Annotated in this window: 28 protein-coding genes; 13 read left to right on the forward strand and 15 right to left on the reverse strand. The window is 61.3% G+C overall.

What is annotated here, in order from left to right:
• The first annotated feature begins 134 nt into the window (after positions 1-134).
• Entirely contained in the window at positions 135-386 is a 252-nt protein-coding gene (locus tag GGD61_RS04420) for a hypothetical protein (RefSeq protein WP_183230295.1), read from the forward strand.
• Between the two features lie 1,692 nt (positions 387-2,078).
• Here GGD61_RS04420 and GGD61_RS04425 read toward each other — a convergent pair.
• Complete coding sequence (locus tag GGD61_RS04425) at positions 2,079-3,452, reverse strand: adenylate/guanylate cyclase domain-containing protein (RefSeq protein WP_092263405.1); 1,374 nt, start codon at positions 3,450-3,452, stop codon at positions 2,079-2,081.
• A 642-nt stretch (positions 3,453-4,094) separates the two neighbouring features.
• Between GGD61_RS04425 and GGD61_RS04430 the strand changes: the two genes are divergently transcribed.
• Complete coding sequence (locus GGD61_RS04430; protein ID WP_210310936.1) at positions 4,095-5,636, forward strand: adenylate/guanylate cyclase domain-containing protein; 1,542 nt, start codon at positions 4,095-4,097, stop codon at positions 5,634-5,636.
• A gap of 301 nt (positions 5,637-5,937) precedes the next feature.
• On the opposite strand, the gene GGD61_RS04435 is transcribed toward GGD61_RS04430, so the two are convergent.
• Both GGD61_RS04435 and GGD61_RS04440 read right to left on the reverse strand, forming a co-directional pair.
• Complete coding sequence (locus tag GGD61_RS04435) at positions 5,938-6,240, reverse strand: hypothetical protein (RefSeq protein ID WP_246785858.1); 303 nt, start codon at positions 6,238-6,240, stop codon at positions 5,938-5,940.
• Positions 6,241-6,798: 558 nt separating this feature from the next.
• Positions 6,799-7,020, reverse strand: a complete 222-nt coding sequence (locus GGD61_RS04440) for a hypothetical protein (RefSeq protein WP_026201980.1) — start codon at positions 7,018-7,020, stop codon at positions 6,799-6,801.
• 197 nt (positions 7,021-7,217) lie between these two features.
• Between GGD61_RS04440 and GGD61_RS04445 the strand changes: the two genes are divergently transcribed.
• The gene (locus GGD61_RS04445; protein WP_143109131.1) at positions 7,218-7,469 is read left to right on the forward strand and encodes a hypothetical protein; all 252 of its coding nucleotides are present in this window, start codon (positions 7,218-7,220) and stop codon (positions 7,467-7,469) included.
• A gap of 88 nt (positions 7,470-7,557) precedes the next feature.
• A complete protein-coding gene (locus GGD61_RS04450; protein ID WP_183230299.1) occupies positions 7,558-8,022 on the forward strand; it encodes a GNAT family N-acetyltransferase in 465 nt (154 codons plus the stop codon).
• Between the two features lie 233 nt (positions 8,023-8,255).
• Here the strand turns inward: GGD61_RS04450 and GGD61_RS04455 are convergent, their stop codons facing one another.
• Entirely contained in the window at positions 8,256-8,483 is a 228-nt protein-coding gene (locus GGD61_RS04455) for a hypothetical protein (protein WP_026202141.1), read from the reverse strand.
• Positions 8,484-8,659: 176 nt separating this feature from the next.
• Complete coding sequence (locus tag GGD61_RS04460) at positions 8,660-8,854, reverse strand: hypothetical protein (protein ID WP_092261765.1); 195 nt, start codon at positions 8,852-8,854, stop codon at positions 8,660-8,662.
• A 344-nt stretch (positions 8,855-9,198) separates the two neighbouring features.
• Between GGD61_RS04460 and GGD61_RS04465 the strand changes: the two genes are divergently transcribed.
• The 3 genes from GGD61_RS04465 to GGD61_RS04475 all read left to right on the forward strand — a co-directional run bounded on the left by GGD61_RS04465 (position 9,199) and on the right by GGD61_RS04475 (position 10,312).
• Entirely contained in the window at positions 9,199-9,414 is a 216-nt protein-coding gene (locus GGD61_RS04465) for a dodecin family protein (protein ID WP_026202140.1), read from the forward strand.
• 159 nt (positions 9,415-9,573) lie between these two features.
• Complete coding sequence (locus GGD61_RS04470) at positions 9,574-9,885, forward strand: hypothetical protein (RefSeq protein ID WP_183230301.1); 312 nt, start codon at positions 9,574-9,576, stop codon at positions 9,883-9,885.
• A gap of 208 nt (positions 9,886-10,093) precedes the next feature.
• Complete coding sequence (locus tag GGD61_RS04475) at positions 10,094-10,312, forward strand: hypothetical protein (protein ID WP_143109132.1); 219 nt, start codon at positions 10,094-10,096, stop codon at positions 10,310-10,312.
• 159 nt (positions 10,313-10,471) lie between these two features.
• Here GGD61_RS04475 and GGD61_RS04480 read toward each other — a convergent pair whose 3' ends face one another.
• Complete coding sequence (locus GGD61_RS04480) at positions 10,472-10,642, reverse strand: hypothetical protein (protein ID WP_183230303.1); 171 nt, start codon at positions 10,640-10,642, stop codon at positions 10,472-10,474.
• A gap of 330 nt (positions 10,643-10,972) precedes the next feature.
• On the opposite strand from GGD61_RS04480, the gene GGD61_RS04485 reads away from it, so the two are divergent.
• Together GGD61_RS04485 and GGD61_RS04490 are read left to right on the forward strand one after the other, a co-directional pair.
• Entirely contained in the window at positions 10,973-11,173 is a 201-nt protein-coding gene (locus GGD61_RS04485) for a hypothetical protein (protein WP_018319196.1), read from the forward strand.
• A complete protein-coding gene (locus tag GGD61_RS04490; protein ID WP_018319195.1) occupies positions 11,170-11,376 on the forward strand; it encodes a hypothetical protein in 207 nt (68 codons plus the stop codon). Before GGD61_RS04485 ends, GGD61_RS04490 begins: the two co-directional genes overlap by 4 nt.
• Here GGD61_RS04490 and GGD61_RS04495 read toward each other — a convergent pair.
• The 4 genes from GGD61_RS04495 to GGD61_RS04510 all read right to left on the reverse strand — a co-directional run bounded on the left by GGD61_RS04495 (position 11,370) and on the right by GGD61_RS04510 (position 13,394).
• Positions 11,370-11,639, reverse strand: coding sequence for a DUF6894 family protein (locus GGD61_RS04495; protein ID WP_092261767.1), 270 nt, complete (start codon positions 11,637-11,639; stop codon positions 11,370-11,372). The two genes, GGD61_RS04490 and GGD61_RS04495, sit on opposite strands and share 7 nt — an antisense overlap.
• 141 nt (positions 11,640-11,780) lie before the next feature.
• Positions 11,781-12,029 (reverse strand): hypothetical protein, encoded by a 249-nt coding sequence (locus GGD61_RS04500; protein WP_018319193.1) that lies wholly within the window; start codon positions 12,027-12,029, stop codon positions 11,781-11,783.
• Positions 12,030-12,525: 496 nt separating this feature from the next.
• Positions 12,526-12,753, reverse strand: a complete 228-nt coding sequence (locus tag GGD61_RS04505; protein WP_091965624.1) for a hypothetical protein — start codon at positions 12,751-12,753, stop codon at positions 12,526-12,528.
• A gap of 338 nt (positions 12,754-13,091) precedes the next feature.
• Positions 13,092-13,394, reverse strand: a complete 303-nt coding sequence (locus GGD61_RS04510; protein WP_246785859.1) for a hypothetical protein — start codon at positions 13,392-13,394, stop codon at positions 13,092-13,094.
• A gap of 330 nt (positions 13,395-13,724) precedes the next feature.
• Here GGD61_RS04510 and GGD61_RS04515 point away from each other — a divergent pair, with 330 nt between their 5' ends.
• The 4 genes from GGD61_RS04515 to GGD61_RS04530 all read left to right on the forward strand — a co-directional run bounded on the left by GGD61_RS04515 (position 13,725) and on the right by GGD61_RS04530 (position 17,001).
• Positions 13,725-14,045 (forward strand): hypothetical protein, encoded by a 321-nt coding sequence (locus GGD61_RS04515; RefSeq protein WP_018319188.1) that lies wholly within the window; start codon positions 13,725-13,727, stop codon positions 14,043-14,045.
• Positions 14,046-14,070: 25 nt separating this feature from the next.
• Positions 14,071-14,697, forward strand: a complete 627-nt coding sequence (locus tag GGD61_RS04520; protein ID WP_018319187.1) for a hypothetical protein — start codon at positions 14,071-14,073, stop codon at positions 14,695-14,697.
• 577 nt (positions 14,698-15,274) lie between these two features.
• Positions 15,275-15,460: a hypothetical protein gene (locus tag GGD61_RS04525; protein WP_183230304.1), complete on the forward strand. Its 186-nt coding sequence runs from the start codon at positions 15,275-15,277 to the stop codon at positions 15,458-15,460.
• Between the two features lie 245 nt (positions 15,461-15,705).
• Entirely contained in the window at positions 15,706-17,001 is a 1,296-nt protein-coding gene (locus tag GGD61_RS04530; protein WP_183230305.1) for an NRAMP family divalent metal transporter, read from the forward strand.
• A 54-nt stretch (positions 17,002-17,055) separates the two neighbouring features.
• On the opposite strand, the gene GGD61_RS04535 is transcribed toward GGD61_RS04530, so the two are convergent.
• From GGD61_RS04535 to GGD61_RS04550, 5 genes are all read right to left on the reverse strand, one after another.
• A complete protein-coding gene (locus tag GGD61_RS04535) occupies positions 17,056-17,340 on the reverse strand; it encodes a hypothetical protein (protein ID WP_018319184.1) in 285 nt (94 codons plus the stop codon).
• A gap of 267 nt (positions 17,341-17,607) precedes the next feature.
• Entirely contained in the window at positions 17,608-18,120 is a 513-nt protein-coding gene (locus tag GGD61_RS04540; RefSeq protein ID WP_183230306.1) for a PRC-barrel domain-containing protein, read from the reverse strand.
• A 114-nt stretch (positions 18,121-18,234) separates the two neighbouring features.
• Positions 18,235-18,357: a hypothetical protein gene (locus tag GGD61_RS41200; protein WP_283814461.1), complete on the reverse strand. Its 123-nt coding sequence runs from the start codon at positions 18,355-18,357 to the stop codon at positions 18,235-18,237.
• Positions 18,358-18,504: 147 nt separating this feature from the next.
• A complete protein-coding gene (locus GGD61_RS04545; protein ID WP_183230307.1) occupies positions 18,505-18,921 on the reverse strand; it encodes a hypothetical protein in 417 nt (138 codons plus the stop codon).
• A gap of 95 nt (positions 18,922-19,016) precedes the next feature.
• Positions 19,017-19,361 (reverse strand): DUF1236 domain-containing protein, encoded by a 345-nt coding sequence (locus GGD61_RS04550; RefSeq protein WP_183230308.1) that lies wholly within the window; start codon positions 19,359-19,361, stop codon positions 19,017-19,019.
• Between the last annotated feature and the right edge of the window lie 58 nt (positions 19,362-19,419).

Genomic DNA, 19,419 nt, shown 5'->3' on the forward strand with positions numbered 1-19,419 from the left:
TCGGCGCGCTCGGGCCGGATGCTATTGTCATTTTGTTAACAGGAGCTGGACGGCGACAAGGCCGCAGCTAGGTGGGCGGCGGGTCTGCTTGGGGTCAGAAGCAGTCCTCCGCGACGCCGCCGTAAAGGCCAGCTATGGGCCAGAAGGCGACATCCGGTGTTGGGTTTGATACGCTAGTCTCAGCAGGGAAAGTCAAAAAAATGGGTGGCTTGAGGCGGGGATTGTTAATTGTGGCCTCGTTTGCGGCGCTGACTGTCGTGGCGCTAGGTGCCTATTTTCTTTTCGCAGCGCCGAATCTCATCTCGCTCATCAGCTTTTTCATAGTCGTGCCGGTGTTTTTGATCTTGGGCCTTGGCTTCTTTAGGATTGCTAGAGACCGAAACTAGGCCCTCGTGTGGGACCAATTTCAGCACTGGGCCAAAAGCCGCCGGTCTGGTCTGCCAGCTGGAAGGCCTGCTCCGGGCCCAAGCCGAAATGAAACACGGTGCAGGAATAGAATTGCCGATTAGGTACCAGCGGTCAAGAAGCAGGAACGCCTGGCGTTGCGGAAGCTTTGAGTAGTTAGTTAGCTTATCTGGTCGATTTAGACCGAGCATAGCTCCACTGTTAGAGAGGGCGGGAGCGCAACCGGCTTCTCATCACCGATATAAGCCAAGTGCCGGGCGGTGACGGAGAAAGAGCCATGCCCATCTCCTTGCTCTTTGGATCAATCGTCCAGAAGCTGAAAACCCGCCGCAACCGCCATAGTTGCTTGCTGGGTATCGGCGCAACGAGCGGTTCGCGCCCGCCTTTACGCTTGGCGATAAAAGTCACGCCGAACTCAGTTCCTAAGCACATCGGCCGCGCTGGGAACACCTGGCTTGGGCGAAAGGAACGATCCTCTGGGCTGCTGAATTTTTGCCCCGCCCGACGGGAAGATAGTACCAGGAAGCGGGAATTTCGCCGCGCACTACGATGTTGGATTGCCGCGCGGCCAGCGTTCACGCATCAGGCCACCCATGCGTTCTCGAACCAAGGCGTTGCCCAAGAATTCGCCTTGCAATTGTGCCCGTCGAGGGTCGTAATGCTAAGATTGTTTGAGAATTTTATTCAGTCCTGTTGTGTTGAGGTCGTGATGAGTATTTCCGGTCGGATCTTCGATGCCGCTGTTGCTCTGCACCAACGTAGCGTATTTCTCGAACGTCAAATTTCTGAATTGGTTGACCTGCGAAACCGATTAGCGCACGCCCAGTTGCGCCGTTCGCGGTCAAGGTCGGGGCGTTTAGTTTCCAGTAAACTAGGTCGGCGCCGTAAGTGTAGGTAACCTTCCGCGTAGCAAACCCCGAGTTGCCAATTGCCCTTCATAGCCTCAATCTGTTGGCAATTCGTGAGTCGGGGAAATTCATGGAACGGAAGCCGTTTGAGACCATGTCTCTCGATGAGCTGTGGCGACTCCACACGGTCGTCAATGACATTCTCGCGGCTAGACTCGTGGCTAAGAAGGAAGAGCTTGAACGACGATTGGGGCTGCTCAACCGGGAAGACAAGCCGCCCAATTTATAAGATGCTTAGATTTCCTGACCATTCACGCTGACTAGCCCCCGGGCTTCGGCCGTCGGCGTCGCTGCACTAATTAGGATTGGCGCAACAATAGCTCCTTCAAATCCTTGATTGGGGTGTTGAGCAGGCGACCGCCCAGCGCCGCTGGTGAGCCGTGTTGTTGAGCGCACTCCTTGCAGTACGCGATAGTTGCAGGCCCAAGTCGAGCGGCAGAGGGTATCGGCATGCGCATCCGACGTCTTCGCCTCGGAGATGTTTCGAGCCCTTGGTGGGCGAACCCTCGAATTTGACGTCGGCATGAACCTGGACGGCACGTTGAGGCCGTGCGCAACTGGCTATTTTCTGCCGCCTCCACCGAAGAGGTGCTGGCGCTGAAGTCGACGCCGCCGGTGGTCGTCGGACCTCGGCTGCGTCGATGGACGGTACGAGAAATGCGACCCAGTGGAGCGCGGCGCGATTAGGCGATAGTCCGCTTGGCCCTTAATAGCGGCTTTCCAACGAGGCGCTGTTCAGGTCAGCTAGGGGTCAGAAACCGTCATTCAGCGCGCTGATCGCATGGCTTGTGAAAGTGTGCTAGGACGTACCGCGCGAAACAGGCGCCATTCGTCGGGCACGCCTTTGAGAACGTGACGGCCACGCTCTTCAAACGTCAAGCCCGATCCTGCTACGAGATCGCGAACCGTCTGTGAGACCAGAACTTCACCCGGGGCGGCTAGTGCCGCTACACGCGCGCCAATATGTACAGCAATGCCGACAATATCGTGAGCGACGAATTCGCATTCGCCAGTATGCAAACCGCAACGGACTTTCAGATCGAGCGGGCGCACCGCGTCACCGATTGCGCTGGCGCAACGCACGGCGCGCGCTGGGCCGTCGAACGTGGCAAGAAACCCGTCGCCGGCAGTGTTGATTTCGCGCCCTCGATACTGGCCGAGCACGCTCCGAGCTTTGGCATAGAACGCATCGAGCAGCACGCGCCAGGCGCCGTCGCCGAGTGCGGCGGCGCGTTCCGTCGATCCCGCAATGTCGACGAACAGCACAGTCGCCAGCACCCTGTCTGGCTCCGCTGCTTGCCGATGCCCGGTGACGAACTCTTCGACCTCGTCAAGAATTGCATCCTGATTGCCAACCCAGACCATATGGTCCTCGCCGCCGAGCTCAATCAGTTTGGCGCGAGGAATCCGCTGGCTCATGTAGCGGGCATGCTTCACGTCAATGACGCGCTCGTCGGCGCGATGCAAAATCAACGTCGGTACGCGCGTGACAGGCAGGATATCTCTGACATCGATGTCCCGGTTCATACGCATGATTGCAGCTGCCGCGCCTGGGCTTGCTGAGGCCCTGAAGTAGGCAGCGATTTGCTCCACTTCGTGCTTGTTCCCGGCAACGCTGGGGGCCCACATCAGCAAACTCATTGCATCAGTCGTGCCCCAATGGTGCTCTATGTCATCCAGAAACGTGCTCCACTGCGCATCCGTCCATGCGAATGTATAGTCAGGCGCCCACGAGCGTCGCGCATAAGTGCCATAGAGCACCAGAGCCGACGTGCGCTCGGGATAGGTCGCTGCATAGAGCAACGACATCGGACCGCCCTCAGATATTCCGAACAAGGTGGCCCGTTGGGAGCCAACCTGGTCTAGCACCGCCTGCACGTCATGCATCCGCTGTTCAAGCGTGAAGATCTGGGAGCCGCGATCGGACAATCCGGTGCCGCGCTTATCGAACATGATGATCCGCGCAAACGTTGCAAGCCTGCGGAAAAAGGCGGCGCGCGCCGGCGATTGCCAGAGCGCTTCAAGATTGGAGACAAAACCTGGGACGAATAGCAGGTCGTGCGGACCGTCACCAATCACCTGATAGGCAATATGGACGTCGTCACTTTTAACATAGCGAGTGGCCGGGATGTCAGCCATGCTGGCCTACTGGGTGAAAAAACCGTGCGGCGCGAGTGTCGCACCTCATTCCGGGACAGGCCAGCGAAATTCGGTCGAAATTGATGCGCTCGACCCCCGCAACGCCGGTAGGACCCGCGGCGATTGAGGGAATCGATGATGACACGCCACGTAAGGCCGCGACGTCCGCTTCGGTCAAAAGCGGCCCTCAGGCGGCGTCACCGTGAACGTCCGCTACGGGCCAGAAGGCGACATTGGCGGTCCGGACTCGATCTCTATTTGGTGCGCACCGCAGGTCAGCTCAGACGCACCCCGGTCAGCACAGTTGACGTTTCAACTTAGCGCATACCTCAAAAGTCGAAGCGCGTTTGGCGCTGCGCTCTGATCCGTTTAGAGTATAGTGGGTTGGGTGGGGCCTGGTGCGGCCATGGTGCAAGAGCGGGTCCGGGTCGAGCGAAGATTATCAGCGATCTTGGCCGCCGACGTGGCCGGCTATTCTCGGCTCATGCACAATGACGAAGAGGCGACACACGCCAAGCTGACGGCCCTTCTCGCCGGAGGTGTCGAGCCCGCAATTGCGCAGCACGGCGGCCGCATCGTGAAGAACACCGGCGACGGGTTTTGGCTGAGTTTCCAAGTGCGGTCGAAGCGGTGCGGGCTGCCATGCAGTTTCAGTCCCGCATCAACGACCTTACCTGCGACGACGCGGAAGACAGGCGCATTCTCTTCCGTGTGGGGCTCAATATCGGTGATATCATCGTCGAAGCCCATGACATCTTTGGAGACGGCGTCAACATTGCGGCCCGGCTCGAGAGCATCGCCGAACCCGGCGGCATCTGTATCTCTCAGACTGTCTTCAATCACGCGCGCGACAAGGTGCCGTTCGACGTTGAGGAAGCGGGTGAGCAAACTCTGAAGAACATCGCCCGGCCCGTCCACGTTTACCGCATCATCATCGACCCGGTCCTGCGGACTGCGACGCCCAAACGCGAGATTCCGGCGCTCGCGTTGCCTGACAAGCCATCTGTCGCCGTGCTGCCGCTGACCAATATGAGTGGCGACCCCGAGCAGGAATTCGTCTCCGACGGTATCGCCGAAGATGTGATCACGGCGTTATCGCGTTATCCCTCATTGTTCGTCATCGCACGGAACTCGTCGTTCACTTACAAAGGGCGAGCGGTTGATGTGAGACAGGTCGGGCGCGAGCTCGGCGTCGGCTACGTGCTTGAAGGTAGCGTGCGCAAGGCCGGCAGCCGGATCCGCGTGACCGCGCAGCTCATAGAGGCGGCGACCAGCAATCATGTATGGGCCGAGCGCTACGACCGCGATCTCGCAGATATTTTCGCCGTGCAGGATGAGCTCACCGAGGCGTTGACGACTGCGCTCGCCCCCGCCATTGCAGACGCCGAGCTCCGACGCGCCATGCGCAGGCCGCCGGGCAGCCTTGATGCCTGGGCCGCCTATCAGCGCGGCCTGTGGGATCTGAGCAAAGCGACCGCAGAGGACGATGAGAGCGCCGAGAAATTCTTCAGACAGGCGATCGATCTCGACCCGACCTTCAGCGGCAGCTACAGCGCGCTCGCTCTGTACCAGCTGCAAGCGGCCGCGCTCTACCAGAAGATAGGCCTGCGAGACGCGCAACATTCGGCGGAGGCCCTGGCCCGCCGGGCGGTCGCGCTCGATGGTGCCGATGCCGAAGCCCGTTCGTGCCTTGGCTGGGCCTTGCAAGCACGCGGCGAGGCTGACGATGCGTTGGCGGAGATCGAGCGAGCTCTCTCTATGAGTCCAAATCTGGCGATCGCGCACGGCCATCGAGGCGCGACGCTGATCTTTGCCGGACGGCACAAGGAGGGGGTCACGTCTCTCAACGTGTGTATCAGGCTCGATCCCCGCGATCCCTATCTGGCAGTCCGCTTGTTGCACATTGCGTGCGGTTTATATTTCTGCGGCGAATACGAAGCTTCGATCGAGGCCGCAAAACGCCTGATCCGGTCGTATCCGAATTTTCCGATGATCTACCGTTGGTCCGCGGCGGCGCTGGGCCAGCTTGGGCGCATAGCGGAAGCGAAGGAAGAACTGGAAAAGGCCGTCTCGCGCGCACCGGGGGCATTAGATATGTATGTCCGCAACAGAGCTCCGTGGTTTCGTCCAGAAGACCACGCGCATCTCGTCGACGGTCTGGGTAAGGCCGGATGGAAGGGGTGAGGCTGCATTGAACTGCGGGCCATCCCGTCTGTTTGCAGCGAGCTGTTCGACGTTCCCGCACGCGGATTGCCAAACGTCGGCTCGGGTCAAAAGCTGCTCACCACGTCTCATCGCGCAAGGTCAGATCTCCCTCAAACAGCGGAGACGTGGCGACGGCGCGTTCGTTGTTCGGCTCAGGGCCATGAGCGGACTTGGTCTAGCCCGCAAGCGTTGGCAGGGCCTGCCGAAATCGAATTTATTGGCTTGCCGCCGCAGCGGCAGTCGCCACATGTTTCGTGTAAAATTCGGCGACCCGGCCGCGCTACATACCGACGAACGCCTCTGAAGTCACGTTGTCCACCGATTTCCAAGTACGCTTGAACGCTGGAAGTGCATTGCCCCAAATAGCGCGTTTGCACCACCTTCCGCCCTTCTCCTTGCCTTCGCTGGTGGCGCACATGGATTTCCAAGCGATGCGAGCGGGCTGGCTGATGTGCTCAGCGGCGCCTTCCCAGCCCTGCTGATGGATCAGGTAAAGATCGAAAACTTCGTCAAACAACTCAAGATCGCTGCTGCGCGAATAAAAATCCAACCACAGCGCGAAATGAATTACCAATGGATGCAAGCACCGTTGGCTGCAACGCCGCCTATTAGCCACCGTACCGAAGCAAGAATGGATCAACCGAGGCAGCTAGTCGGTCTGCCACTTGCATGTTCGGCGTGGACTGCGTTTCGGTAGGCAGCGAACCGAGAGAATTGACGGCCATCCCGGTACCAGCGGCAAGAACAGCTATTACAATCGCGGAGAGATATTTGATCCTCATGGCGATGATCCTCCCATCGCGGACGACAAGACAATTGTGTTCGATGAAAATTGGTTCCGTTGCGGGTAGGTCCGTGGTTGCGGGAACGATGCAAAAATTTTGGCCGGGATTAAATTTTGGCCGGGATTGAGTTGTCCTCCCGGCCAACCCGCCGCGCGCGTCTATCAGAACATCCCGATCGAGGCGAAAAGCGCAACCTCGATTAGGACAGTGAGGCTCATGATGCCGACAGTGAGAATTGCTTCGCCCGGTGGTAGAGGCGTCATAGCGTGCCTCGCATATTGCGAAGCCCCGAAGCCTAATAGCTAACCTGCCGAAGTCGGGAATGTTTCAGTTCCAAGCGCGTTAAGCAAAGATGCCTAACGCATTTCGAGTTCCTTGATCGCCAAAGCCGCAATTTGTGCCGGGGCAAGGACCTCCGTTTGCGCGATCTTGATGATCTTGCTTGCGACCATTTCCGTGAGCGGGTCGTCGCGATCCTGGACACAAAGCGTATGGAGCGCCTGCTCGTAAGCTGCGGTGATGCGGCTGACCATTTCCGGCTTTAAATCGACGGTTTGTAATCGCAGGTAGGTAGACATTTCTTGCCTCCTAAGCCCACGCGGGCGAACATGATAGCATGGGAACCCGGTTGGCGACCTGAGAACTTTGGACGTTCGGAGCAGCGGTATTTGTGCGAAGCCGGGATCAAGGTGGCGTGTCGCTCGTTACTACGGTGGCGGCAGGATATCCGTGCACGGCAAGGAGGCGGTGCACGTCAAGGCCAACGGTGGCAGCCATGGCAGATACCCCTTCGACCGCGCCCGTGGAGCATCGCCGGGCGATCTGCAACGAAATTGGTGAGCGACTTCGCGGCACCCTCACGGACGATCTCGCCCCGCTACCGTTGCGACTGGAAGGCATGGTGGAGCGGCTGACCGAATTGGACAGCGCCGCACCATCGGCCGCGCCGGATCGACAGGACGATGCGTCATCCCGGCCACTCTTGAAATTTGTGTCGGCGCTTTGGCGGATCCTCCGAAGCGTCTAGAACAACGGGAACATTGTCGACCAGCGCGTCTGTGTTTCATATTGTGCGGGCGCAATCCGAGTGGCGGCACAGCTCCCAAACGGTCCCCATGTTCTCAATCCACCCCGACGATCTCACCTCTGAACCGACCCGCCGCTTGCTCGCGCTTCATCTCGCCGGCATGCATGCGAGCTCGCCGCCGGGCCACGTGTTCGCGCTCGACCTGTCGGGGCTGCAGGTGCCCGGGGTCACCGTGTGGTCGGTGCGCGAGGGCGACGACGTCGTCGGCATCGGCGCGCTGAAGGAGCTGGGCAATGGTGGCGCCGAGGTGAAGTCGATGCGGACCCACCCCGATCATCTGCGCCGCGGCGTCGCGGCGCTGCTGCTGGACCACATCGTGCGCGAGGCCAAGGCGCGCGGGTTGACCCGGCTGAGCCTGGAGACCGGAAGCGGCCCGGCGTTCGAGCCGGCGCTGGCGCTGTACCGCAAGCGCGGCTTCGTCAATGGCGAGGCGTTCGCCGGTTACCAGGCGAGCGCCTTCAACCAATTCCTCCACCTTGCGCTTCACGCCTGAGCCGGCGCGCGGACGCCGCGCTGCAACGCGAGGCGTTGGCCTGTTTCCGAGGGTCGTGGCTTGGGCCGAACCCTATAAAGCGGCCCAGTCAATGGCCCGCGAGAGTCCGCTGTGCTCTGGTCGCGATCAAATATCTCATCGCAGCGAAAATGACGCGATGGGGTTGAGGACGAGACACGGCTCCAGCACATTGGCGCGGCCAGATAACGGACGACGCTCGCGAGACATTCAACTCAGATGGCAGCTCCGGCCAGCAAGAAAGTGCCGCCAAGTGCGACCATCACAAGTCCAGGCCAGTTCGATTTGATGCCGAAGCCGCCACCCGGCCTTTCAGGCTCCAGCGTGTCACGCCCGGAGCGAAGCCACCTTCCACCGCTGAATCGGCCTCGCCAGATGGGCTGAAACGCCATCTGGAGTATGCCGCCGAAAACAAGCAGCACACCAAGCCATATGAGGGTCATGCTCACCTCCTCTACCCGTGAAGGCCGATAGTGCTGCGCCGGAAACTCGGTCCATTCAGCGTCTATCCGCGGCTCTCGGAATTAGACCGACCTTGAAAGCCGCCGGACGCACCAGCGCGCCGCACGCAGGCAGGGCTCCCACTCACCGAAGCTCAAGCTATCTCCAAGCATCCCGCTTAGTCTTCGTCCGGCTCGCGCACGACCGGCGATTCGTCGGTTTGGTTCTCCTCCTCGTCTTGCTCTTCGTCCTCATCCTCTTCGTCGTCATCTTCTCCGTCGTCATCAGGATCTCGAGGCGGCATCGCGTTGCCCATCACCGCGAAGACATGCCAGTCGATCCTGGCGGGAACGAGCTCGGGGAGTAGGGTCATGTTGTTGCTCCTCGGATGTGAGCCCTGGGGCACTTTACCCCTTTTTCGGCGAGGCAGGTGACCGAGATGGTTCGCGTGCGAGCCAGAGCGTCCTTGGGGCCATCTTTCGCGCTCGGATCGTGCTGCCTTCCGGTCCGGGGCAGACTGAAAAGAGACAGCCAATCGGACGCATTTCCGTCGATCCGCCATGAGCGGACACACGACGGCGTCGGTCCGGCAGTTCATTCGGAGCCAAGAGCCGCCCCTCCGCCAGCAGTTTGTCCCTTCTCGGCTCCGCCCGAAACGGTATCAGCGTCGAGATCCTGATGCTAGATTTCCTGGGTCATACCGAACAGGAGGACGACATGGCTGATAGCGTCTACAAGGTCATAGAACTGGTCGGTACCAGCAGCGACTCGTGGGAGAAGGCGGCCGCCAATGCGGTCGAGCAAGCAGCGAAATCTCTCCGGGATCTTCGCGTTGCAGAGGTCATCAAGCTCGACATGCAACTGGATGAGAACGGAAAAGTTGAGGCCTATCGCGCCAAGCTCAACGTGTCGTTCAAGTTCGAGGGCTCCTGAGCCTCGGCACCTCGGCCCCCACTTGCGGGGCGAGGATGGCTGATTGGAAAGGCGCGTTGCGCGGGCCCAACGGTCGGTGTGACCCATCCGGAGGAGGCCCTAGTCCAACCAGGGCCGATGTGCTTTGATGCGTGGGGGCGTGTAGCGCGTGGTGGCGCCATGTACATGGTCATTCGCAAGTACGCCAAGGTTCGTTCGGTCGCGGACGCTGCTCGCCGCGCCAGGAGCGGCGTCGGCGAGATCCTGAGGCAATCGCACGGATTCAAATCTTACTATGTGCTGGATGCGGGCGACGGTGTTGGTATCGCTGTGATGATATTTGACGACTGCGAAAGCGCCAATGCAGCGAATGCCAAGATACTCGCGTTTGTTCAGGCAAGTCTGCCAGACCTCGATCTTGGAGTTCCCGAAATCACGACCGGCGAGGTTTTGGTCCACATGGAGCCCAATGGGCCCTCGGGCATAAAGTAGCCGCAAGCGCCGCCAGTTGCGTGGGAGCGCCGCCCTCTTGCTGATGTCGTCGAATTTCGAACCCTTCGCGTTGTAGCGAACGGAATGCGTCTCATTCATCCGCACATGGTCATCGCCCAGGGTGATCCCATGGGCGGTCCAACCGCATACCGTCCGATCAAGTGCGCTACCTGGTTTTGTAGCAGAATGGCCGCAGGAGAAGCCGATCATGACTGACGATCAGGTCAATCTCGTCGTTCAGCACCTTTGCGAGCAATTGCACCTTGCACTCCGATTGAAGAACAGCGAGGCACATCCGCCAAATGCCAAGGATATTGGATTTGATGCTGCCTCTGTCAGAACTGTATTGCTGACCGGGTTGCGTTCGGCGGATGTCACGATCCGCCACGAGGCAGCCGGGGCGAGCGAAGAGCCGCCGTGGTCCTGAACGCAAAACGCGGGACAGAAGCTCAGCGCCAATGTCTCAGTTGGGTCATTCGCGACGGGACCAGACCGACAGCAAGTCCAGCGATGTCCATTGTGCCGCCGGAAGCGGAAGTAAATTCAGAGCGGGCATCAGTGGCCGGATTCGACAAGCACCCACGCGTCAGCCGGTATCCGCGTCCGGCTCCTGCTTTTTCGGAGGCGCCTTTGTTGTCTTGCGTCCCAGAAACGTATCGGGCGGCGACTGGTTCAGCAGCTCGCGGGCCTCGCGCAAAAGCTGTCGCATGTATTCTGCCTGCTCATGATCGGCAGGCAACGGCCGATAAACCCGCATCGGTATGCTCCTTCGCTTTGCAGGCGGGAGCACGCTGGGTCTCTCGGCCACCGACGCCTACGGACAAATCCTTGGCCGGTGATGTCTTGCAAACGACCAGAGGTCGCTTTGGTTCAAAAGTGAACTTAGCTCTCGTGTCGCACTCAAGATGAGTAAGTGGCTCAAATGACTGAACTTGCACCCGAAAATTTAATTTGCGGACATACCAAATGATACAGACTCGGCGCCGCCGGCGGCGTAGCGTTAATTCATCACCGCAAGGCTCGTGGCATTTATCGGTGATGAGAACGCCAGTTTGCGCTCCCGCCTCCGCGAACAGGGAGATGCGCCATGCTGACGCGGCGTCGTTTCAAACAGACCAGGACTCTCAGCGAAAGACTCGCCGACGAAGCCACGCGCTGTCGCGAGGAAGCGCGCGCGCTCGCGCCGGGGCGCCGCCGGGAGATGCTGCTGCGCCGGGCGCGGCAGGACGAAACGGCCATGCAGATCGAGGCCTGGCTGCGCTCCCCCGGCCTGAGGGCACCGACATGATGCAGCAATATCGCGCTTATCTCGTCGGCGAGAACGGGGTCTTCCGCTCCGCCGAAGCGTTCGAGGCTCCGTCGGATTCCTCCGCTCTCAGCTTCGCACGACAGTACACCCGTCACGGCAAGGTCGAGGTGTGGCAGCTCGGCCGGAAGATCGCCGTGCTGGATCCCGAGCCGTCGCCGCCGGACGCGTTGACGCGTCAATGATCGCGTGATGGCGATCGCGAGGTCGGAGTCTCGATCTCGAACCAGAATGTCAGCTGCATGACGGGACCGCTGGCGTCGCGAACGTCGATCGCCATCGTCTGCCTACCGCCCGTGGGCGGCGCGGAGATGACGGCATCGCGCGCCATGTCGGCAAGCGACTTGGCGGCCTCGGCCCGAACGGCGCGCGGGCTGGCCAATTCCAGCCCTTCCTCGTCGAGCGCAATTCCCTGGTGGTCGCGAAGGTCGAAGTAATAACGCGGCATCGTTGCATCCTTTGCCCTAATAGGCCCGGGACGGGCAAAGGTTTCCAAATGCGACGAAAAATTCGCTTGGGATCAACGGGTTCCGGGAACGCCGCCGAGGTCGATCCGGCAGGACGGGGACTTTGCCTGGCTGCGCAGCCCCTATTCCTCCGCAAGCTTGTGCTCGATATAGGCATCCACCGTCTCGGCGAACGAGCGCTGCACGCCGACCGCGACATCGTGCTGGTCCAGTGCGTCGCGCTGGAGCACGCGCAAGCCGCGCCCGCGGGCGCTGAGCGGCGCCGTGTTTAGATACTGATCGATGGCACCTTTGGCGAGCGGGATGGCCTTGGGATCGCCCCTGGCGATCAGGAGCCTGAGCAGGCTCTGGCATTCGGCCAAACCTGGCATGGGTTCAGCCTCTCACCTTTGCTGCGATTTCGGCTTCGGCCGCTGCACCGGCTGGGTGTGGGTGCCGAACAGCGCCAGCAGGAACGCGACTTCTTCCTTCGAACCGATCTGGATCATGACTGTCTCTCCTCTTCGCTCCGTTGGTCGGGACGAGCGGGCGCGGAGTTCAGGACGATCTGGTTTCAGCAATGTTTCAGCCGTGTTTCGTCGGACGGGGGGCTCGGGGTGCCGCCTGCTTGTGTACAGAATTGAACATGGTCACCGCGAGGTCGTCTGCGCGGCAAGCGGACGAGGCGTCACATACAATAAGCCCGCGCGGATCGCTCCACGCGGGCTTTTGCTTGACGCTTTCGCAACCTCACTCGCAAGGGGGCCGTGGACGCGCCAGGCCCCCTCGGCATCCATTCTCAGTGCATGTGGCCAATCAGATAAACGCCGCTACCGAGCACGATCACGGCCGGGACGGCCAAAGCAAAAGTACAGGCATCTGTCCTTCTCAGTTCGACGTGCAGACCTTGACGGTCTTCATGCCGGCCTCGGCTTCAGTCCTGGTCTTGTACACGGTGTCACCGCTGACGACGGTCGTTTCCGTGGTCGTCGGCTTCGCCTCCGTGATCGTGCACTTCTTGGTCTTGACGTCCTGCACCACGTAGAACGACTGCGCGAATGCGGGAGCCGCAAATGACGTCAACACGGCAGCGGCAATGATGGTCTTGATGTTCATCGTGTCCTCCTCCAGCAGTCCGGTCATCCGGATCTGTCTTCTTCAAACATACAAAATTACCACTTGTTCCCGATCGTGCCTGAACCGACAGCCGCCGCCAGCGTTGGTGCGAAAACTGGAGGCGTCGATGCTGGATATGAGACTTGTCACGACTTCGCTGGCGATGCTGATTGCACTCTTGTCCGTGGCTCTGGCCGAACCCGCCGGGGATCAAGCCCGGCCTGCTGGTCAAGGCTCCGCTGAGGCTCGTCCGATCCGCGTCATCCTTCCCGCACCTTGGGAGCCCGCCAGGACGCAAGCCGACGCACAATCGTCGAAGTGACGTGGCCGCCGTTCAATCACATCCGGGCCTTCGAACTAGCCGATTTCACAGGCTTGCGCCTCTGAATGACAAGCCGCAAGGCGATGCCGTGCTGCCAGGCACGCACTCTCACCGCCGCTTCGCTTCGATTGAGCTCGCTTGCAATCTCGTCCGGCCGCCGGCCTGCTTCGGCCAATGCCTTCAATCGCTCGTGGTCTTGCGCCGTCCATTTCTTCAGCAGCGGGTAGTCAGATTGCATGATGGGAGCCGTCTCGATTTCCCGGCGACAATGGGCCGGAGCAGTTGAAGTTCCGAAGGCGAAAAACCAGTTAAGCCGCATGGGAGCGACCCCAGGCACCTCCGGGGCTGGACGCGGGGAGCGAAAATGCCGGGGCCGCCAGCGCGCCAACTCAACGCGCGCGCTCCGGCCATCATCCGCCCCTCACGCCTTCGTGCCGTATCAGTTGATGCGGCGGCTGAAATAAATCTGCCAACGGCATCCGCACGGCGCGCATAAACGGGACAAACTGGCAGACGTTCCTAATCTGGTTCGATGCACACGCACATTTCGCGCGAGACAGGCTGCGGCACTCGGCATCTGCAAACGGAAGCAACCAATTCGAATCTCACTTGTTGTCGCCGGCACTTTCACCTGCTGGAGGACAAAAAAATGCGACGTCTTACTCTACTTGCCACGACCATGCTGCTGCTCGGAGCGGTGCCCGCCAGCGCGCAATCGCAGCCTGCCCAGAGTGGGCCGGGCAACAACGCCGTCAACAGCTCGGACCAGAACAACTCGAACAAGCCGGTCGCCGGCCGCAACAGCTTCACCGAGGGGCAGGCCAAATCGCGGATCGAGGATGCCGGTTATTCCAACGTCTCCGGCCTGCACAAGGACAACGAAGGCGTCTGGCGCGGCAAGGCCGACAAGGCCGGCAGCAAGAGCGACGTCAGCGTCGACTTCCAGGGCAACGTGAACCCCACCAAGTAACAAGCAATCACGAGGAGACCGAACAATGACAGTCACCATCTCACGTCTTTACGACAATTACTCCGATGCCGAACGTGCCGTGACCCGGCTCGAAGGCGCCGGCGTGCCGCATTCCGATATCAGCATCGTCGCCAACAATTCGGACAATTGGTACGGTTCGCGGTCCGGCAAGGTCGACCGCGATCGCGACGGCGTCGACGATCGCGCTGAAGGCGCCGGGACCGGAGCCGGCATCGGCGCCGGCCTCGGCGGCGCAGCCGGCCTGCTCGCCGGGCTCGGCCTGCTGGCAATCCCCGGCCTCGGGCCGGTCGTCGCGGCAGGCTGGCTCGCCTCGACCGCTGTCGGCGCGGCTGCCGGCGCGGCCACGGGCGGCATCGTCGGCGCCCTGACGCAGGCCGGCGTCTCCAGGGAAGATGCCTCGCGCTATGCCGAGGGCATTCGCCGCGGCGGCACGCTGGTGTCCGCAAGGGTGCCCGACCAGGACCGCTCACGCCTCGATGCGCTTCTCCACGATAAGTCCGTGAACCTTCAGGATCGCAGCGCGGCCTGGCAGAAAGCCGGCTGGACCGACTTCGATGCCGCAAGCCCGCCCCTGTCTCCCGAGGACATCGGCCGCGAGCGCGAGCTCTACGGCGTGGGCACGCGGCGATAGGTCTCCACACACACGATAAAGGCCCCGCCATGCGGGGCCTTTTTCTTGCCGAGAGCCGATCTTCATACGAGGCTACGCATCGGTTCGGCAGTAGCAATCGCGAGACGTTTCCTGCCACTCCACCGCGCTTCGGTTGGCGGTTGTTGAGGCGCTTCACCGCGTGGGTCTGCTCCAGTTCTCTTCATCACCTGCTCGGCTACAAGCACGCGCATGCGCAATTCTTCCAGCGCGGCGAGTTGTAAAACTAGCACTTCAACTCGTTCATGAAGAAGTGCGACATCGTGTGCGCAGCCAAACGGATGCATTGTCAGCCTCCACGTTTTCGGTATTTCATAATTTGGCCCAGCGCTGGACCAGCGGGAAATTCTGGCAATTCCGGCGGGGGCGCGCACTTACATTCAGCAAGGTGCACCGCACTAATGAATGCCTGTTCCTGCTCCGGAACAAGGCGATCCGTCCGTTTTCCGACATTTGACTCAAATGCAACCTACCGAATTCGGCAGGATGCAATCTCTTCGCGCCATGCTGGGACATGTGCTTGCGCGAATGCAATCGGGAAAGCGTCGGAGAGATTGCCATGTACTACGTCGCCGCTGCATTGCTGGTGCTGTCGGGACTGTTCTACTCCGCGAGCCATCATGAGATCGGCTCGTTGGGCGTCACCATGTGCAGCTATGGCGGCGCGTTCTGCGATAACCCGCTGATCGTCTTTTCCGGAGCGGCGCTGGCCGCCGCATGGGGCATGTTCGTCAGCGTCAAGTAGCGCGGCCGACGTCCTTCATCCCCAACGTTCAAAGTCCCGCCGCCGACACAAGCAGCCTCGCGGACTAACTTGCGAGAATCTGGGATGCGGGAATTTTTGCGATGATGGCAATCTACACCTGTTTTGCCCGACAGTCAAGTCGACTTAGCATTATCAGAAATCGATAGGACGCCCGCGCGGCGAGGAACTTTCGTTTCCCGATTAGCATTTGCATAAAAGCACCCGCCCCGACGAGGTCCCCCTTCATGAGTAGCGACAGCGCTCTCACGCCGACGAAATCCGCGCCGACGCTGCTGCAAAGGCTGGGGCCGGGCCTCATCACCGGAGCTGCCGACGACGATCCTTCAGGCATCGCGACTTATTCGCAAGCCGGCGCGCAATTCGGCTACGGGCTGCTGTGGACGGTGTTTCTGACCACGCCGTTCATGATCGCCATCCAGCTCGTCAGCGCGCAGATCGGCCGCGTCACCGGCAAGGGGCTCGCCGCCAACGTCATGCAGATCGCGCCGCGCTGGGCGGTGCTGGCGCTCGTCGCCATGCTCGTTGCCGCCAACACGTTCAACATCGCCGCCGACATCGCCGCGATGGCCGAGGCGCTTTCGCTGGTCATCGGCGGCCTCAACCACGAGCACGCGCTGATCTTCGCGGCGGGCTCGACCCTGCTCCAGGTCTTCCTGCCCTATCGCCGCTATTCGCCGGTGCTGAAATTCCTCACCCTGGCGCTGTTCGCCTATGTCGCGACCGCCTTCACCGTCGAGATCCCGTGGAGCACGGCGCTGCTCGCCGCGGTGTGGCCGAAGGCCAATGTCAGCGCCGACTATTTTCTGATGGTCGTCGCCGTGCTCGGCACCACCATCAGCCCCTATCTGTTCTTCTGGCAGGCCTCGCAGGAGGTCGAGGAGATGAACCAGGGCAAGCGCGACAAGCCGCTTCGCGACGTCAAGCGCGGCGCCGGCCCGGAGCTCGCGCGCATCAGGGCCGACACCATCTCCGGCATGCTGCTGTCCAACGGCATCGCCTTCTTCATCATCCTCACCACCGCATCGGTCCTGCACGCCAACGGCGTTACCAGCATCGGTTCGGCGACGGAGGCGGCCGAAGCGCTGCGGCCGCTCGCCGGCGACTTCACCTTCGCGCTGTTCGCGCTCGGCATCATCGGCACCGGCCTGCTCGCCATCCCCGTGCTGGCGGGCTCGGCCGCTTATGGCGTCGCAGAGATCTTCGGCTGGCGCGCCACGCTGGAGGCCAAGCCCGATGAAGCGGTCGGCTTCTACACCATCATCGCCGCGGCAACGCTCATCGGCTTCGGCCTCGGCTTCACCGGCATCGACTCCATCCACATGCTGGTGTGGAGCGCGGTGCTCAACGGCATCGTCGCCGTGCCCATCATGGCGATGATGATGCTGATCGTGTCGAGCCGCGCGATCATGGGCCGCTTCAGGGCCCGGTCATGGCTGATCGCGCTGGGCTGGCTCGGCACCGCGCTGATGGCGCTGGCCGTGCTCGCTCTGCTCGGCTCGTCGGTGATCGGTCGAGGCTAGAGCGGCGACAACGCCACCGAGATCTGCGAGGCGGCTCCATCGTGAGCAGCGAAGTTACGGCGTCACGGGGTTGACGGTCGGCGACGTCTTGGGCCCCGGCCGCGACGGCTCGATCGGCGATTTCGGTTTGGTCGGGAGTACCGCAGCACCAGCCGCCCGTGCCGCTTCTCCCGTGGTCGCATACATCGCAATATGGGCCGGCTGGGTCTTGGCGCGGCTCCAGGGGCCGTGATCGACAATCAGCATTGCCGCAATCGTCACGCCAGCCACGATCAGCGCGATCACACCGGGATGGCGGAGGGCGGCAGAAATGGAGCTCGCGAAACGAGTGTTTGTCATCGAAAGATCCGCTGTTGTCCTCATGCAGGGTTAATTCAATGGCGCCCCTCCCGGTTCCCCCGCCCCCTTGGGGACGGGCGGTTCCACCCTGCAGAGGCCACGATCCTGCGGTCGGGAAATCGACCCGGCCCGGCACCGCATTGCCGAACCGAGTGAATAATATCACGTGGCTGAGTGTGAAGCGCCGCAGCAGGCGGCCCCGATGGTGGGTCGGCATGAAAAGGGCCTCCAAATGGAGGCCCTCGATCTCGATAACGTTTCGTCCTGTCAGTTGTAGTCCGAATATTTGAACTGCGGGAGTGCCTTCAGCTGCTCCTTGTTTCCGCTCATGACGGCGTGATCGGGGACCCAATCATTGGTGTTGCGGGTCGTGGCGTTGGTCGAAGCCGCGCCGGTCGTCGTCTCGCGCGGGGTGGTCGAAGTGCTGGTCGAGCTGGTCCGGACCGGCTCTTCCACGAACTTCAGTTTGTCCATCGAAACGGCGATATCGTGCTCGCCCATTCCCAGGAAGCCGCCGATGCCGATCACCACTGCGTTGATCTTGCCGCTCTTGTCGACGAGCAGTTCGTTGATGTCGCCGAGCTTCTCGTTGGCTTCGTTATAGACGTTCAGACCCATGAGCTTCGAGGCGCGCCAATTGTCCTTGAGCATCATCTTATCGGCCGGCTGTGCGGTAGCAGCCGGAGCCGCTCGATCAGCCGGCGGCGTGGATTGCGCGAACGCAGCGCCGCCGATCAGAGCGCTGCTGATCAGAGCCGCGGCGAAAGTAATTTTCATCATCGTCTCCTCCAGTGAGTCAGCATCCAGATGGATGCATGGCCGCCAACGCCTGGATATTCCACTTGTTCCCGGTTGGGTACTCCGGGAGCGGAGCCGCAAGCCCGGCGATCCGATCTAGCTCCCGAACATGATGCGCAAGGCGATCACGATCACCGCCGAGACGAGAAAGGAAATCGCCAGCAGCGTCCAACTCGGCCTTGTGCTTCCGCGGGCCACGCGGGCAACGAGCATCCTCATGTCGTCAACATTCGTCCTTGGGAAGCCGGTGCAGGTAGGCTATCCCGAAGCTGGCGAGTTCTTCGGCATCGCTTTCGCGCTCTTCCCATCTGCAAAGAAGGCCGGGCTCCGAACGGGCGCGGCCTTTTCCTTTGCGAAGTTTTCCGCTCACCACCATCCGCCGGAAGACGGGTCGTGCCGCTCGAAGGCAAGCCGTCGCTCGGGTGTCCGTTTCGATGATTTGGCCGAGCGCTTCGGATGCGTACGTGCGGAGACGCGGAGGGCCGGTTCTTTCTTGATCTGGCCGGAGGGTGCTGCAGGCATGGCGGCCATGGCTTCACGGATTTGCTGCCGCGGTTCTTCAGAAATCGGATCGGCCTGCGCGATCTCAAGCATCTCGGCGCGCGGCCGCGTATCGAATACGATCTTCTCCGGTAGCATCCTTGCCGATGCGATCCGGATGATGGTTCTGTCATGATCTGCCGTCGCTGCAGGCTCGCCCGGAGCCGGCAAATACCGGTCGGCAGCGAGCAGCAAGGTCAGCAGGACCCCGCCGACGAAGACGAAGTATCGAATGATCGGCATGACAGCCGCTCGCAAACAAGAATAAGGGGAAGGTATTGGGCGGGGCCGTGGTTGCGGGAGGCGGGCCGCCTGCTCAGCGACCCGCCTCCCGGGACTTAGTCGATCTCTTGGACGACCGTGCGCGTCGACGGATCGACCAGCATCACGCGTTCGCCCGAGTAGACGTAACGATACCTGGTGAGCGAGGGGCCCCAATCGGCGGGCACGGCCTCGAGCTCGACCTCGCGCGGCACCGGCTGGCCGACCACGATTTTCTCTCGGGTCTGCACCGGGCGCACCTTGTGTTCGGTCACGTAGGTACGGATCTTCGTGCGGTATTCCGGCTCGATCTGCACGGCGGCGGCATGGCCGGTGCCGGTGGTGGTGACAACGGTCGACTGCGCCAGCGCGCCGGTCGAGATCAGCGCAGCAGCCGCGCACGTCAGCATCATCTTCTTCATGGGTATCTCCTCACCGCAGGACGCGGCGCTGCGAGAACCCGCGAATTGGTGACAAGGT

The sequence above is a fragment of the Bradyrhizobium sp. SBR1B genome, assembly GCF_014198205.1.
Taxonomy (GTDB): domain Bacteria; phylum Pseudomonadota; class Alphaproteobacteria; order Rhizobiales; family Xanthobacteraceae; genus Bradyrhizobium.

Bases quoted from the DNA above. Each gene is read 5' to 3' on its own strand.
- GGD61_RS04420 (WP_183230295.1), top strand. From the start codon at position 135: ATGGGCCAGAAGGCGACATCCGGTGTTGGGTTTGATACGCTAGTCTCA.
- GGD61_RS04425 (WP_092263405.1), bottom strand. From the start codon at position 3,452: ATGGCTGACATCCCGGCCACTCGCTATGTTAAAAGTGACGACGTCCAT.
- GGD61_RS04430 (WP_210310936.1), top strand. From the start codon at position 4,095: ATGCAGTTTCAGTCCCGCATCAACGACCTTACCTGCGACGACGCGGAA.
- GGD61_RS04440 (WP_026201980.1), bottom strand. From the start codon at position 7,020: ATGTCTACCTACCTGCGATTACAAACCGTCGATTTAAAGCCGGAAATG.
- GGD61_RS04445 (WP_143109131.1), top strand. From the start codon at position 7,218: ATGGCAGATACCCCTTCGACCGCGCCCGTGGAGCATCGCCGGGCGATC.
- GGD61_RS04450 (WP_183230299.1), top strand. From the start codon at position 7,558: ATGTTCTCAATCCACCCCGACGATCTCACCTCTGAACCGACCCGCCGC.
- GGD61_RS04455 (WP_026202141.1), bottom strand. From the start codon at position 8,483: ATGACCCTCATATGGCTTGGTGTGCTGCTTGTTTTCGGCGGCATACTC.
- GGD61_RS04460 (WP_092261765.1), bottom strand. From the start codon at position 8,854: ATGACCCTACTCCCCGAGCTCGTTCCCGCCAGGATCGACTGGCATGTC.
- GGD61_RS04465 (WP_026202140.1), top strand. From the start codon at position 9,199: ATGGCTGATAGCGTCTACAAGGTCATAGAACTGGTCGGTACCAGCAGC.
- GGD61_RS04470 (WP_183230301.1), top strand. From the start codon at position 9,574: ATGTACATGGTCATTCGCAAGTACGCCAAGGTTCGTTCGGTCGCGGAC.
- GGD61_RS04475 (WP_143109132.1), top strand. From the start codon at position 10,094: ATGACTGACGATCAGGTCAATCTCGTCGTTCAGCACCTTTGCGAGCAA.
- GGD61_RS04480 (WP_183230303.1), bottom strand. From the start codon at position 10,642: ATGCGGGTTTATCGGCCGTTGCCTGCCGATCATGAGCAGGCAGAATAC.
- GGD61_RS04485 (WP_018319196.1), top strand. From the start codon at position 10,973: ATGCTGACGCGGCGTCGTTTCAAACAGACCAGGACTCTCAGCGAAAGA.
- GGD61_RS04490 (WP_018319195.1), top strand. From the start codon at position 11,170: ATGATGCAGCAATATCGCGCTTATCTCGTCGGCGAGAACGGGGTCTTC.
- GGD61_RS04495 (WP_092261767.1), bottom strand. From the start codon at position 11,639: ATGCCGCGTTATTACTTCGACCTTCGCGACCACCAGGGAATTGCGCTC.
- GGD61_RS04500 (WP_018319193.1), bottom strand. From the start codon at position 12,029: ATGCCAGGTTTGGCCGAATGCCAGAGCCTGCTCAGGCTCCTGATCGCC.
- GGD61_RS04505 (WP_091965624.1), bottom strand. From the start codon at position 12,753: ATGAACATCAAGACCATCATTGCCGCTGCCGTGTTGACGTCATTTGCG.
- GGD61_RS04510 (WP_246785859.1), bottom strand. From the start codon at position 13,394: ATGCGGCTTAACTGGTTTTTCGCCTTCGGAACTTCAACTGCTCCGGCC.
- GGD61_RS04515 (WP_018319188.1), top strand. From the start codon at position 13,725: ATGCGACGTCTTACTCTACTTGCCACGACCATGCTGCTGCTCGGAGCG.
- GGD61_RS04520 (WP_018319187.1), top strand. From the start codon at position 14,071: ATGACAGTCACCATCTCACGTCTTTACGACAATTACTCCGATGCCGAA.
- GGD61_RS04525 (WP_183230304.1), top strand. From the start codon at position 15,275: ATGTACTACGTCGCCGCTGCATTGCTGGTGCTGTCGGGACTGTTCTAC.
- GGD61_RS04530 (WP_183230305.1), top strand. From the start codon at position 15,706: ATGAGTAGCGACAGCGCTCTCACGCCGACGAAATCCGCGCCGACGCTG.
- GGD61_RS04535 (WP_018319184.1), bottom strand. From the start codon at position 17,340: ATGACAAACACTCGTTTCGCGAGCTCCATTTCTGCCGCCCTCCGCCAT.
- GGD61_RS04540 (WP_183230306.1), bottom strand. From the start codon at position 18,120: ATGATGAAAATTACTTTCGCCGCGGCTCTGATCAGCAGCGCTCTGATC.
- GGD61_RS41200 (WP_283814461.1), bottom strand. From the start codon at position 18,357: ATGAGGATGCTCGTTGCCCGCGTGGCCCGCGGAAGCACAAGGCCGAGT.
- GGD61_RS04545 (WP_183230307.1), bottom strand. From the start codon at position 18,921: ATGCCGATCATTCGATACTTCGTCTTCGTCGGCGGGGTCCTGCTGACC.
- GGD61_RS04550 (WP_183230308.1), bottom strand. From the start codon at position 19,361: ATGAAGAAGATGATGCTGACGTGCGCGGCTGCTGCGCTGATCTCGACC.